We start from the raw sequence: 12,924 nt of genomic DNA on the forward strand, positions 1-12,924 counted from the left end.
AAAGTGTTTCTTACTTTTGTCCCACCTTGTTTGTATTTTCAATTTTTATTTATTAAATACCTAGAAAAGTAGATTATCCTTTTTTGATCGAAGGTTCGATCAAATTGAATTTAGAAAAGGAGAACAACCCTTTATCAGTGATTTTTAACTCGGGAATGACAGACAAAGTTAAAAAAGAAAGAGTCAAAAAGGGATCGAAGGCTTGACTTGCTCCTAATTTATAGGCTTCTTTGGTTAGAGAAACCAACTGTGTGTTCACCTCTAAAAAAGGATCTTGGGACATTAGGCCGGCAATTGGTAATGGGAGGCAAGCTAATTCTTTTTCAGCTTTGACAGCAATCATTCCTCCACCTTTTTTGATCAACTGGTTTGCCGCATAGAGCATATCCTCATCGTTCGTTCCTACCACAACTATATTGTGGGAGTCATGAGCGACTGTCGTTGCAAGCGCACCGTCTTTCAATTGGAATCCTTTGACGATACCGACACCGATATTTCCTGTTTGATGGTGGCGTTCAATAACTGCGATCTTTAACCAATCATTTTCGATCGAATGTTCAAAGAATCCGCCTTTTACAGAAACCGTTTCTATCAAATCATTCGTCAATAAGCTGTTGGGAATGATTTCAATCACATGTGCTTGCTCTGAGTGTATCGGTAGAGCAAAAGAAGTGTTAGATAAGGGTTTGACATTCATTGCTGGTAAGTTATCTGTAAATGGATTTGGTTGTGTGGGAAATCTATCTTGGATTATCTCGCCTTGTTTCACTACTAAATTTCCTTGGGTGAAGACATCAACGATCGGTAAAGTAGTTAAATCATCAGTTAAGAAGAAATCAGCTTGATATCCAGGAGCAATCGCCCCTAAATGGTCAAGTCCGAAGCATTCTGCTGCATTTAAAGTAGCCATCTGGATAGCTTGTAGTGGGTCCATTCCCAATTGGATCACCTGCCGAATAATATGATCGATTGATCCTTCAGAAACGAGATCGTCAATCAATTTATCATCAGTGACAAATAAGCAGCGACGTGAATTTTCGGGAGTGATTGCTGGATATAATGCGTGAAGATCTTTTGCAACGGTTCCTTCACGAATCATCAAATACATGCCTAATGCTAGACGTTCTCTGGCTTCTTCAGCAGTTGTTGCCTCATGGTCTGTACGGATTCCAGCTGCCAAGTAAACATTTAAATCGTCTCCGTGGATACCAGCAGCATGACCATCGATTTTTTTATTTTTATTCTTCATTAATCGTAATTTATCGATAATTGTTGCCTCGTTTGTTGCGACAGCTTGATAATTCATGACTTCTGCAAGACCAAGGACTTCCGGCCGTTCCAGAAATGGGATAAATGAAGCAGCATCGAGAGTCGCTCCATTTGTTTCAAATGGTGTGACTGGGACGCAAGAAGGCAACATGACAAATATATTCATCGGAACACTTCTAGCATCATCGATCATAAAATCAAGGCCTGTACTTCCAGCAACATTTCCAATTTCATGAGGATCAGTAACCACGGAAGTAACCCCGTGGATCAGTGAAATTTTCGCGAATTCTTTTGGTGACAATAAGGAACTTTCAATGTGTACATGGCCGTCGATTAGACCTGGTACCAGATATTTATTTTTCGCATCATAAATTTGTTTTCCCTCGTAGTCTCCTACTCCAACAATCACCCCATCACAGATAGCAACATCAGCCTCCATGACTTCTTTTGTAAAAACATTGATAATTTTTGCGTTTTTGATGACTAGATCTGCGAGTTGTTTTTTTCCAGCAATTAAAATATGTTTTTCGAGTAATGAATCCACTTTAGACCCTCCAAAATAAATTTTTACTAGTATAACATAAATTCGGATTTTGCCAATGATTTTTAAAAGAATAATTCAGAATACAAATAAAAGTTGGAAAAAGACGTATGTTTTTTATGGAGGGAAGCGAATGGACATAAAAGTTTTTTCGAATGAACTAATCAAAGAAAGTTTTGAAAAGAATGTACAAGATATCTACATTTTACCAAGTGGATCAGGGTTTACGATTTATTATCGATATAGTAAAAAGCGAACATTTCAACAAGAAGTATCTTTTGAATTAGGACAACAATTGATTTCTCGATTTAAGTATTTAGGAGAAATGGATATTGGTGAAAAGCGAAAATCACAACTAGGTTCGTTGACCTATCCGTTGGAAGAAAGACAAATTAGATTACGTTTGTCTTCGGTGGGTGATTATTTACAAAGAGAAAGCTTAGTTATTCGTTTATTGTATGATTTGTCAGCAAAGCATTTTCGTTGTTTTTGCCCACGTGATTTCAAAATGATCGATACTTATACGAAAGAAAGAGGGCTCTATTTATTCAGTGGTCCTGTTGGTTCAGGAAAAACATCCTTGATGTATTATTTGGCACGTGAAACGACCCTCCAAGTCATTACAATTGAGGACCCAGTAGAAATCGAAGAACCATTATTTCTGCAATTACAAGTTAACAATAAAATCGACCAAACGTATGAACAACTCCTAAAACTTTCATTGCGGCACCGTCCGGACTTATTGATCATAGGGGAGATAAGAGATAAACAAACAGCGGATACTGCGGTAAGAGCAGCATTGACTGGACATCGTGTCTATGCTACTGTACACGCCCGTTGTCTAGAGGGAGTAGAAGCCAGGATGACTGAATTGATGGGAAAGAACCAAGATTTATTTGAATGTTTAGCAGGAGTGATCTATCAAGAAATTTTGTTGGATCAATTTCAATCGGCAGCAGTTTTGTGGGCCTATGATTTCTCATATAGTGGATTTGTAAAGAAGGGGTGGGAAGAAAGTCGTGAAGAGGCAAAAAAAGCGTGTTGGCAGACCACAACGTTTTAAAAAAATGCCTATCAAAGAACAAGCAAAATATATTCAATTGATGGGAGAATTACTCTTGAATGGGTTCAGTATCCAAGAGGCAATAACGATCCTCTTAAAAATCCAAGCAATAACCAAGATCCATTTACAAAATGCACAGCGGTTGCTACAGGAAGGACATCCATTTTATGATGTATTGCAACAAATGGGATTCAGCTCTGAAAAATTAGTGCAAGTCGAGTTAGCAGAGACGCATGGGAATTTAATTGAAACATTGAAAGGAATAGCTGAACAATTTCGATTGGTTGAAGAATTTCGTAAAGAATTGAAAAAAATGATCAGTTATCCCTGTCTATTATTGATTTTTTTACTAGGAATACTTGCTGCTTTACGGCAAATGGTTTTGCCACAACTCCTTGCTACGGATATGGTCGCAGCTTCACATTGGGGGATAGTATTTCTAAAAACTTTCCATTGGTATTTGCTTGGAACATTTTTGGTCGGGGGGCTCCTACTGATTTTTATTCAGGTTCGATTGACTAAAATGGATGTTATACAAAAATATACTTGGTTTAGTCAACTAGTATTTTTCGGGCGAATGTTCTCACTCTATCAATCTTCTTATATTGCTCTTGAATTAGGAAAATTATTCTATGAAGGATTAGAATTACGTCAAATCATTTATTGCTTGAAGGAAACAAGACAAGGAAGTTTGATCCAATTACTGGCTTTTCGACTAACTAAAGGACTTGAATCAGGGATTCCTTTGGCTGAACAATTTCAAAGTTATACATTCTTTACCGAAGATTTTAGTCAAATTATTTTACAAGGTGAAGCAAAGGGACAACTTGGAAAGGAGTTATTATTTTATAGCTCATTGACCAGACGGCATTTTTTTCAAAAGATCAATCGAATACTCCATTGGATACAACCACTGTTTTTTTTCGGGATCGCTAGTTTGATCCTACTGATTTATGCTGCAATTCTACTGCCTGTATATGGAAACATCGAGGAGGTTTTATTATGAGCGTGACCAAGAAAAAAAGACTTTTTCTTAATCGGGAACTTGCCAGTTTCACACTGATAGAAATGTTTATTGTGTTACTAGTGATCAGTGCTTTAGTTTTGTTATTTATTCCTAATATTTCGCGGTATCGGGATCATGTAAATAAAGAAGGAAGGGCGGCTGTGCTTCAATTGATCGATGCACAAAAGGAGCTATACTCGTTACAAAATAACGGGAAGGTCCCTACGATAGCTGAGTTATTGAAAGAAGGGTACATCAAACAAGAACATGCAGATGCTTATAATAAAAAGTAAGCATGACCCACCTGGGCATACATTACTAGAAACTCTACTTGTTCTATTCATTATATCAAGTCTGTTTATCTTTCCATTCGTTTCTATTTCATCGTGGCAAACACGATTAGCTGCCTATCAGTTCTTTGATCAATTTGAAAGAAGAATTTATGCCACACAAAAAGCAGCAATCGTTAACCAGGAAAACACAACGATCGCCTATGATAACAAACAAGCTCAGATCATTTTTACAGTTCCACAGCAAATGAGCAGTTGGTCAGTGTTGAAGATACCCAAAGAAATTGAAGTGAGAAGGGCCCCAACACTTATATTTGCTGCAAAAACTGGAAACGAAAGTTCCTTAAACGCGTATCAGTTTTACTGGAAGGAAGAAAAACAGTTGATCAGCTATCAATTCCAAATGGGAAGTGGTCATTATCTTAAAAAAGTCGAATAAAAGTGGTTTTGTATTATTAGAAACGCTGATGGCGTTAACAGTCACAGTTGCCTGTATCTATTTGGTAAGTTCAAGCAATCGATTTTTATTACAGTTAGACAAGCAGAACAATCGAAGAGTTTTGCTAGTACGTAGATTATATGAAGATGTCAAAACTTTTCGGAAACATCAACAGTTACCTAGTAGGACAATCGTTGAGCCGAAAAGTAAAACAGTGATTGAGTCAAACCAAAATGGGATACAACAAGTGAAAATCACGCAGGAGGAGGATACCATTGAGATCCTCCAAAAATAAACCTACCTTTACACTAATCGAATGTCTGATTTCATTAGTTGTTTTAAGCAGTATCTTCCTATCGATGACTTTGTTGATCAATCAAGCAAATCAAGTAAATAAGTATTTACAAAGAAAAGACCAAAAAGAATGGTTGATTTTTTTAGTGCAGTTTGAAGAAGAAATAAAACATGGTGAAAATATCCTAGTCAAAGATGATTGTGTCTATTATGAAATCTCCGATAAAGCTTATTCTATCGAGCAATACAAAAATATGATACGCAAACGAGGTCGAAATGGAGGCCATCAACCCATGCTGACAGCTGTCAGTACATGGATCGTAAAAGAAAATGAGACGACAGTGTCTTTTTTGATATCTTTTGAAAATGGGGAGGAGTATGAAGGCGTTTGGACAAAAAGCAAAGATGGAACGGCATAATCAAGCGAATATCTTGATAACTACACTTTTGATTTTCTTAGTGTGTAGTTCCTTGATGTTAGTTATTTTAGAAAATTATCGGCTCACTATCGATATCAATAAGAGAACTGAGAAATATTATATAGCCAAAATAATGAAACAATTAGCATTATCAAGAATCACCAATGAAAAAGTAAAAGGGAAATATCAATATTCTACTGGTATCGTTTTTTACACTCAACAAAATAACGAAGTAGAGTTCCACATTGAAGTTCTACCATATACCTTCAAATTTACGGAAAAGTTAAATAATGGTACAGATTGTGATACAGTTTGTGACTAAATGTATGAAAACGCCCTCTTTTCTGTTATAGCGCTGTTTTTCTGATATATGTGTTTATTATTTCACAAATAAAAAAGTGTGAAAACGATTGAAATTTTGTCGATTCTTCGTTAAAATTAAACAGGTAAAATAATTGTTATAATATATCTAGAAATGAGGTGCACCATGTTACCAGAAAAAATGGAACAGGGTTTTGAACAAAACCTAAAAGCGATTCAGCTTTTACAAAATGCATTGGGAACTTCCTTTTTAGAAGCCTATGTCGAAAATGCTGAGAACTTAATCGACAACTATCAAGTACGTGTGGTGGATGGGGTGCCGACTGAAGAGATCACAAAACAGATTTCAGCGATCTATGAAGAATTCAGTCAATTATCTTTTGAGCCAGAAGAATGGCGTCGTCTGTCTCAACTACTGTTACTAAAGGGGGCACAGACTGAACATCTGCAAGCAAATCACCAGTTGACTCCAGATAGTATTGGTTTTTTATTCGTCTTCTTAATTGAACAACTGTTCACAAAAAAGACAGAGCCAGTCAGAGTTTTAGACATTGCGGCAGGAATGGGTAACTTGTTATTAACAGTTCTTTTAAATCTAACGAACGCAGGATATCAAACGGAAGGGTTTGGTGTAGAGATCGATGATACATTGCTAGCAGTTGCTGCTTCAACGAGCGATTTGACCCAAGCAAATGTACAATATTTCCACCAAGATGGATTACAAGATTTACTGGTTGATCCAGTTGACGTTGCAATCAGTGATTTACCGATCGGTTATTATCCGAATGATCAAAAAGCAAAAGAATTTTTAACAAGCGCCAAGGTAGGCCACAGCTATGCACATCATCTGTTATTAGAACAAGCGATGAAATATGTCAAACCAGATGGATTTGGTCTATTTTTGATGCCAAGTAACTTTTTAGAAACAGAACAAAGTGAAAATGTGAAGAAATGGTTTAAAGAGGAAGGTTATCTACAAGGGATGATTCAATTACCAGACGAATTGTTCCGCAACAAGCAATCACAAAAAAGTATTTTGATTTTACAAAGAAAAGGGCCCAATGCAAAACAAGCACAAGAAGTGTTGCTTGTAAAACTTGATTCACTAAAGAAACCAGAGAAGGTGACCGAATTTTTTAAAGAATTTGAAACATGGAAATCGTCTTCTCTGTAATCATTCAACTAGAAGGAGAGTAATATGTCTAAAACAATTGCAATCAATGCTGGAAGTTCAAGTTTGAAATGGCAGTTATATCAAATGCCAGAAGAGACCGTAGTCGCTAAAGGAATTGTGGAAAGAATTGGTTTACAAGATTCTATTTTTACTATTAAGTATGGCGAAGATCAAAAATTCGAACAAATCATGGATATTGAAGACCATGAAATAGCAGTAAAAATGCTATTAGATCATTTGATTGAACTGCATATTCTAAGCTCGTATGATGAAATCACTGGTGTAGGACATCGTGTCGTACATGGTGGTGAAACTTATGGAGATTCTGTGATCGTTGATGAAGATGTCATGAAACGAATCGAAGTATTAGCAGAATTTGCACCTTTGCATAACCCAGCAAATCTAATGGGGATCAAAGCGTTCAAAAAAATATTACCAGACATTCTTAGCGTAGCTGTTTTTGATACATCATTTCATGCAACAATGCCAAAACACAATTATTTATATAGTTTACCTATTTCTTATTACGAAGATTACAAAGTTAGAAAATATGGTTTCCATGGAACGAGCCATCGATATGTTTCTGAACGAGCAGCTAAATTACTCGACAAACCGATTGAAGAATTGAAGTTGATTACTTGTCACCTGGGAAATGGTGTATCGATCACAGCCGTTGATGGTGGGAAATCAGTAGATACTTCTATGGGATTTACACCACTCGCAGGAGTAACGATGGGTACACGTTCTGGAGATATTGATCCAGCTGTCATACCGTATTTGATGGAGAAATTAGAGATCGATATCGATGGAGTGATGGATATCTTGAATAAAAAATCAGGCCTTTTAGGTTTAACAGGTTTATCAAGTGATATGCGTGATCTTGAGAAAAACTATGAAAAAGAACATATTCGCTTGGCCTATGACATTTTCGTCGACCGTATACGTAAATACATTGGTGGTTATGTTACAACCATGAATGGTGTAGATGCAATTATTTTCACTGCCGGAATCGGTGAAAATGATGGACATGTTCGTAGTGAAATCATTAAAGGAATGACATGGTTTGGCTGTGAAATCGATCCTGAATTGAATAAACTCCATGGTGAAGATTTGGATATTTCAACAAAAGACTCAAAAGTAAAAGTATTAGTGATTCCAACAGATGAAGAACTAATGATTGCTCGTGATGTTGAACGCTTGCGCAAATAAGCTTGATCTTAAAAGCGAATGCTCATCAATGAGTGAAGGTAAAATGCAAAAAAAACTGTTTGGTGGGAGAATAATTCTCTCACCAAACAGTTTTATGCTTATTTATCCTTTTTCTTGGGTAATTGGTTCTCTAAATCAGTACGTACAACAAGGACATCACAAGCAGCGTTGCGAATAACGAATTCTGAAACAGAACCTATAAATAGTCGTTCAACAGCATTTAATCCTGTCGCACCTAACATGATAAGGTCTACTTGGTTATCCTCAGGAATTTCTTTTGCAATAATTTGTTTAGGAGACCCGTACTCGATGACTGTAGTGACCTTACTCAACCCAGCTTTTTTAGCATTGGTTTCATAATCAGCAAGAGTTTGTTTAGCCATTTCAGTTGCTTGCTCAGCCAACATCCCATCAAATGAAGAGACTGTTTGGAAAGAACGAGTATCGATGACGTGTGCTAATAATAGCTCCCCGTTGTTTCTTATAGCGACGTTAACAGCCTTTTGAAAAGCTAATTCTGCTTCCTCAGAGCCATCTACGGCGACCATGATTTTTTTGTATTGTTGTAACATATGCGTTCACTCCTTCAGATAAAACATCTTTACACACCTATTGTAAAACAATTCTGAAAAAAAGAGAATTATTTACTGTTTGGTTTAGCCATTTTTTTCGCAAAATTGATACTGAACACGGAAGCTACGAGAATGACGAGGATCAAATAGGATAGAGCAATAAACCGTTGATTGAAAAAAGCCACGGCTATACCTAAGATTCCTAAAAAGGCATAAATGGCGCCAAAAAATTGCAAGAAACCTTGATTTTTTTCTGTTTTTTCGATTAATACAAAAAAGATAGGCTGTTTTTTTTAATAAATAATAGCTGACAAATAATAATAGTAATGCGGCAATGCCCATTAACAGTTGGATCATATGAATTCCTCCAAAATTCTAACTATCGCTCATAGGTTAGATAGTTTTCAAAGATGAAAAAGGGAGCTGTACCAAAATGGCATAGCCCCCTAAATCTTAAAAAAATGGTAATCTCCGTTAATGCCGGTGTTCGTCCTGTAGTATTGATCCCGCGAATTCAAGCAGGTGGGTCCCATGGTCGTAGCATCGAACTACCAAATGATAAGGCGTGTTACCAGCTGTGACACAAGACAGGTCCCAAGATATCAATAAAAATGTTCGGTCAACACACAAAGAGGACAATTCGAACATCACAGATTTCCCACTCCTATAGTAGCACAGGAAAATAAAAAGAGCAATGAGAGCGCTCAGGAAAATAGAATACACACTTAGTCATGTTTAGGAAGTTCTTTTTTCCAGTCTTTGATACGATAATATTGTTGTCCTAGTGCCTGTTCATACTTTCCAGTATCTTTTGGATGATAATATTGCGCATGTTTCAGTTTATCAGGTAGATATTGTTGATTCGCCCAGGCATTTTCAAAGTTATGTGGATATTGATAGCCCACTCCTCGATTCAGTGCTTTAGCGCCTTGATAATGACTATCACGTAAATGATCAGGGACTTCGCCAGCATTTCCGGCGCGGATATCAGAGATTGCTTCATCCAACGCAGTATAAGCAGAATTGGATTTAGGTGACAAACATAGATCGACAACAACATCTGCTAGAGGAATGCGCGCTTCCGGAAGTCCCAGACGTTCCGCAGCTAAAACAGCATTGACCGTTCGAGCAGCTGCTGCAGGATTCCCCAAACCGATATCTTCATAACCAATGACCATCAGACGCCGACAAATACTTGCTAGATCTCCTGCTTCGACTAAGCGGGCAAGATAGTGAAGGGCGGCATCTACATCACTTCCGCGTATAGATTTTTGGAATGCAGAAATCACATCATAATGGGCATCACCGTTCTTGTCATGGGTCAATGCTTTTTTCTGCACACATTCTTCAATGACAGGAAGAGTTAGGTGGATCATCCCTGCTTGATCCGGTTTAGTTGAACGTGCAGCAAGCTCTAATCCGTTCAACGCACTTCGAAGATCTCCGTTCGTGGCGCGTGATAAATGAAGCAATGCTTGATCGTCCAACTCTATGCTAAGCTGACCAAGCCCACGATCTTTATCATGCAAAGCTGTATGGATTGCTTTTTCAATATCTTGTTCATCTAGAGGTTTGACTTCAAAAATCTGGGTTCGACTACGGATAGCGGGATTGATAGTGATATATGGGTTTTCGGTTGTGGCACCGATCATTATGATCCGCCCATTTTCTAAATGAGGAAGTAAAAAATCTTGTTTTGTTTTATCCAGACGGTGGACTTCATCAAGTAAAAGGATGACTGTACCGCTCATTTTTGCTTCCTCTGCAACGATCTGCAAATCTTTTTTTGAATCTGTGGCCGCATTCAGCATTCGAAAAGCAAATTTCGTTGAACCAGCAATCGCACTAGCAATACTAGTTTTTCCGGTTCCAGGCGGGCCATATAAAATCATGGAAGACAACATTTTTGCATCAACCATTCGGCGAATGATTTTGCCTTCACCGACTAAATGCGTTTGCCCAACAACTTCGTCAATCGTTCGAGGCCGCATGCGATAGGCTAAGGGTTGTTGCATAAAAAAACTCCTCCTTTTGATTTTCGTACGTTAATTATAGCATAGTGGAAAAGATACTGTGAATTAGGTAAGTTCAGATGCTAAAGAAAGGATGAGGTCGAGACAAAAGTCGTTTAGTTTTTCGAAATTTCCGAAAAACCTGACTTTTGGCCACCGTTTATTCGAAGTTAGAGTCTGTGGCAAAACTGATTTTTACTTTTGTTCCACGCTCATAATTGTTGGAAGGTGTGAGTGATTACATAGAAAAACAGAATCCGTTCTCTTTTATTTTCTTTGGTGTAAAATAGAATAAACAAATAAAAAATGTATCAGGAGGGAAACAATGGGGAATACACGATTTGAAACCAAACTATTGGAAAGAGCGCGTGAACGTTTTGAAGAAACATTGGATCAAATGGATTTAACCGAAGCAAACACGATGCCTCAACCATTGATCAAATCAGTTACATGGCTGATCTGGCATACGGCTCGAGAAATTGATTATCAAATTTCAGACTTGAACGGAAGCAAACCACTCTGGATAAGTACTGGGTGGAATAAAAAATTTTCATTGGATTTATCTGATGATACTCAGGACTGGCGCCATACACCTGAAGAAGCGAAAAAAGTGGTCGTAAAAGAAAAACAATTGCTTATTGATTACTTAAATGACAGTATCCACTTGGCGAACGATTATTTAGAGAATGTAGATGAAGCAAGCTTTAGCGAAGTGATCGATACGAATTGGACACCTCCAGTAACAAGAGGAGATCGAATCATTTCTATCATTGATGATGCAGTGATGCATTCAGGACAAGCCGTGTATACTAGAAGATTAGTGATAGGTAAATAGTGGAGGTTTCTTTGAATAAAGGTAGATCAGCATAGATCAACGAATAAGGAGAGCGCATATTTTTATGCATCTCCTTATCTTGTTTTCCCAGATATTCTCAGTAGAAGAAAGAGGTTGGGACAGAAGTGTTTAACTCCGAGAAATAAGAAGAAATGAACGAAAATTGCTTTTCAAATTTTTGTGAATTTCGGCTTATTTCCGAAGGAGTTACTTCTGCTCCCACCGTTTATTCGGAGTTAGAGTCTGTGACAAAACTGATTTTTAGTTTTGTCCCACGCTCCTACGCCTCTGTTTTCATAGCTTATCCGATTAAATTTGTGTATGATAAGGGAGGTGAATAGAATGATGGATAATCGGAATTTAGATGAACTTTTAGGGAGTAAGTCAACACCTGAAGTGGCAAGAGATTTACTAGGTATGTATTTAGAATATTCTACACCTAAAGGAATTGTTGGCGGATATATCGTAGATACGGAAGCTTATCTTGGACCAGATGATGAGGCTGCACACAGTTTTGGTATGCGAAGGACACCACGAGTAGCGGCAATGTATGAAAAGCCAGGAACGATTTATCTTTACACGATGCATACGCACCGCATTTTAAATATTATTACGCAACCTGAAGGAATTCCTCAAGGGGTCATGATCCGAGCAATCGAGCCTGTGACAGGAATCGAACAGATGAGTGCCAATAGAGGTGGAAAAATAGGTCCGGACATCAGTAATGGACCGGGAAAATTAGTTGCCGCATTAGGAATACCGCAAGAACTTTATGGAAAATCAATTATAGATAGTCCATTACATTTGGTTTATGAGAAAAAAAGAGAACCGAAAAAAATTAGTGCGTTGCCTAGGATTGGAATACCTAACAAGGGAGAATGGACAGCAATGCCATTACGATTTGTTGTTTCCGGGAATCCGTACGTTTCGTTACAAAAAAAGAACCAGATCGATGAAGACTGGGGTTGGAGGAAGTAAAATGAAAAAAGAAAACTTACTTGATTATTTAGATCAGGCGATTGAAAAAACGATTACTGATTATGATGTAGCACTTGATTGGGATACGAAAAATCATACGATTGAGATTATTGTACGTCTATTTGCTGAGAATAAAGCACACTTTGAGATTGATGATGCAGAAGGTGTCGTATCAGAAGAAGATGTCATTGAATTTGAAGATGGTATCTTATTATTCAATCCACAAAAATCTAATTTTGATGAAGCAGACTATTTGGCAGTCATTCCTTATGAAGGGAAAAAAGGCTTGAAAAAATCTGTGGTTGATGCCTTGATCGAGTACTTAAATGAAGTTTTAGCTGAAGGACAAAGCGATTTATTAGATTTTCTAGATACAGATGATGAAACTGCTGTTTTTGAATTGACATTCGATAACCAAAAATTAGCTGAACTAGTCGAAGAAAAACAACAAAATCAGTCAGATGCATATTTACCGTATCCAAGTTACTAAGGAGTGAATTTC

Annotated in this window: 15 protein-coding genes, 1 other RNA gene and 1 pseudogene; 12 read left to right on the plus strand and 5 right to left on the minus strand. The window is 37.4% G+C overall.

The features are described from left to right. Window positions 1-73 precede the first annotated feature (73 nt). Complete coding sequence (gene ade, locus CJZ72_RS07035; protein ID WP_095443718.1) at window positions 74-1,813, minus strand: adenine deaminase; 1,740 nt, start codon at window positions 1,811-1,813, stop codon at window positions 74-76. Window positions 1,814-1,943: 130 nt separating this feature from the next. Here ade and comGA point away from each other — a divergent pair, with 130 nt between their 5' ends. From comGA to CJZ72_RS07080, 9 genes are all read left to right on the plus strand, one after another. Further along, window positions 1,944-2,873: a competence type IV pilus ATPase ComGA gene (gene comGA, locus CJZ72_RS07040; protein WP_005877347.1), complete on the plus strand. Its 930-nt coding sequence runs from the start codon at window positions 1,944-1,946 to the stop codon at window positions 2,871-2,873. Next, entirely contained in the window at window positions 2,830-3,879 is a 1,050-nt protein-coding gene (gene comGB, locus CJZ72_RS07045; RefSeq protein ID WP_081134881.1) for a competence type IV pilus assembly protein ComGB, read from the plus strand. The genes comGA and comGB overlap by 44 nt, the downstream gene beginning before the upstream one ends. Further along, window positions 3,876-4,172, plus strand: a complete 297-nt coding sequence (comGC, locus tag CJZ72_RS07050; protein ID WP_095443719.1) for a competence type IV pilus major pilin ComGC — start codon at window positions 3,876-3,878, stop codon at window positions 4,170-4,172. The genes comGB and comGC overlap by 4 nt, the downstream gene beginning before the upstream one ends. Then, window positions 4,147-4,608 carry a competence type IV pilus minor pilin ComGD gene (gene comGD, locus CJZ72_RS07055; RefSeq protein ID WP_005877342.1) on the plus strand — a complete coding sequence of 154 codons (462 nt, stop codon included), beginning with the start codon at window positions 4,147-4,149 and terminating at the stop codon, window positions 4,606-4,608. The genes comGC and comGD overlap by 26 nt, the downstream gene beginning before the upstream one ends. Then, entirely contained in the window at window positions 4,580-4,903 is a 324-nt protein-coding gene (locus tag CJZ72_RS07060) for a hypothetical protein (RefSeq protein ID WP_005877340.1), read from the plus strand. Before comGD ends, CJZ72_RS07060 begins: the two co-directional genes overlap by 29 nt. Continuing rightward, entirely contained in the window at window positions 4,884-5,321 is a 438-nt protein-coding gene (gene comGF, locus CJZ72_RS07065; RefSeq protein ID WP_081134883.1) for a competence type IV pilus minor pilin ComGF, read from the plus strand. Before CJZ72_RS07060 ends, comGF begins: the two co-directional genes overlap by 20 nt. Beyond that, complete coding sequence (gene comGG, locus CJZ72_RS07070; protein WP_227260044.1) at window positions 5,308-5,643, plus strand: competence type IV pilus minor pilin ComGG; 336 nt, start codon at window positions 5,308-5,310, stop codon at window positions 5,641-5,643. The genes comGF and comGG overlap by 14 nt, the downstream gene beginning before the upstream one ends. 165 nt (window positions 5,644-5,808) lie before the next feature. Further along, a complete protein-coding gene (locus CJZ72_RS07075; RefSeq protein WP_081134886.1) occupies window positions 5,809-6,816 on the plus strand; it encodes a class I SAM-dependent methyltransferase in 1,008 nt (335 codons plus the stop codon). 24 nt (window positions 6,817-6,840) lie between these two features. Continuing rightward, window positions 6,841-8,025 carry an acetate/propionate family kinase gene (locus CJZ72_RS07080; RefSeq protein WP_005877332.1) on the plus strand — a complete coding sequence of 395 codons (1,185 nt, stop codon included), beginning with the start codon at window positions 6,841-6,843 and terminating at the stop codon, window positions 8,023-8,025. 98 nt (window positions 8,026-8,123) lie between these two features. On the opposite strand, the gene CJZ72_RS07085 is transcribed toward CJZ72_RS07080, so the two are convergent. From CJZ72_RS07085 to CJZ72_RS07100, 4 genes and pseudogenes are all read right to left on the minus strand, one after another. Continuing rightward, entirely contained in the window at window positions 8,124-8,597 is a 474-nt protein-coding gene (locus CJZ72_RS07085) for a universal stress protein (RefSeq protein WP_005877330.1), read from the minus strand. Between the two features lie 68 nt (window positions 8,598-8,665). After that, a pseudogene (locus CJZ72_RS07090) lies at window positions 8,666-8,954 on the minus strand (hypothetical protein). A 107-nt stretch (window positions 8,955-9,061) separates the two neighbouring features. Further along, window positions 9,062-9,256, minus strand: a non-coding RNA gene (gene ssrS, locus CJZ72_RS07095) — 6S RNA. A 66-nt stretch (window positions 9,257-9,322) separates the two neighbouring features. Then, complete coding sequence (locus CJZ72_RS07100; RefSeq protein ID WP_081134888.1) at window positions 9,323-10,612, minus strand: replication-associated recombination protein A; 1,290 nt, start codon at window positions 10,610-10,612, stop codon at window positions 9,323-9,325. 322 nt (window positions 10,613-10,934) lie between these two features. Here CJZ72_RS07100 and CJZ72_RS07105 point away from each other — a divergent pair, with 322 nt between their 5' ends. The 3 genes from CJZ72_RS07105 (at window position 10,935) to CJZ72_RS07115 (ending at window position 12,912) form a co-directional block, all read left to right on the plus strand. After that, window positions 10,935-11,444: a DinB family protein gene (locus CJZ72_RS07105; protein ID WP_081134889.1), complete on the plus strand. Its 510-nt coding sequence runs from the start codon at window positions 10,935-10,937 to the stop codon at window positions 11,442-11,444. Between the two features lie 342 nt (window positions 11,445-11,786). After that, window positions 11,787-12,422: a DNA-3-methyladenine glycosylase gene (locus CJZ72_RS07110; protein WP_081134891.1), complete on the plus strand. Its 636-nt coding sequence runs from the start codon at window positions 11,787-11,789 to the stop codon at window positions 12,420-12,422. 1 nt (window position 12,423) lies between these two features. Then, window positions 12,424-12,912, plus strand: a complete 489-nt coding sequence (locus CJZ72_RS07115; RefSeq protein WP_005877321.1) for a DUF3013 family protein — start codon at window positions 12,424-12,426, stop codon at window positions 12,910-12,912. The last annotated feature ends 12 nt before the right edge of the window (window positions 12,913-12,924 follow it).

The organism is Enterococcus durans, assembly GCF_002277935.1.
Lineage (GTDB): Bacteria > Bacillota > Bacilli > Lactobacillales > Enterococcaceae > Enterococcus_B > Enterococcus_B durans.

Bases quoted from the DNA above. Each gene is read 5' to 3' on its own strand.
- comGA (WP_005877347.1), top strand. From the start codon at position 1,944: ATGGACATAAAAGTTTTTTCGAATGAACTAATCAAAGAAAGTTTTGAA.
- comGC (WP_095443719.1), top strand. From the start codon at position 3,876: ATGAGCGTGACCAAGAAAAAAAGACTTTTTCTTAATCGGGAACTTGCC.
- comGD (WP_005877342.1), top strand. From the start codon at position 4,147: ATGCAGATGCTTATAATAAAAAGTAAGCATGACCCACCTGGGCATACA.
- comGG (WP_227260044.1), top strand. From the start codon at position 5,308: ATGGAACGGCATAATCAAGCGAATATCTTGATAACTACACTTTTGATT.
- CJZ72_RS07075 (WP_081134886.1), top strand. From the start codon at position 5,809: ATGTTACCAGAAAAAATGGAACAGGGTTTTGAACAAAACCTAAAAGCG.
- CJZ72_RS07080 (WP_005877332.1), top strand. From the start codon at position 6,841: ATGTCTAAAACAATTGCAATCAATGCTGGAAGTTCAAGTTTGAAATGG.
- CJZ72_RS07085 (WP_005877330.1), bottom strand. From the start codon at position 8,597: ATGTTACAACAATACAAAAAAATCATGGTCGCCGTAGATGGCTCTGAG.
- CJZ72_RS07100 (WP_081134888.1), bottom strand. From the start codon at position 10,612: ATGCAACAACCCTTAGCCTATCGCATGCGGCCTCGAACGATTGACGAA.
- CJZ72_RS07105 (WP_081134889.1), top strand. From the start codon at position 10,935: ATGGGGAATACACGATTTGAAACCAAACTATTGGAAAGAGCGCGTGAA.
- CJZ72_RS07110 (WP_081134891.1), top strand. From the start codon at position 11,787: ATGATGGATAATCGGAATTTAGATGAACTTTTAGGGAGTAAGTCAACA.
- CJZ72_RS07115 (WP_005877321.1), top strand. From the start codon at position 12,424: ATGAAAAAAGAAAACTTACTTGATTATTTAGATCAGGCGATTGAAAAA.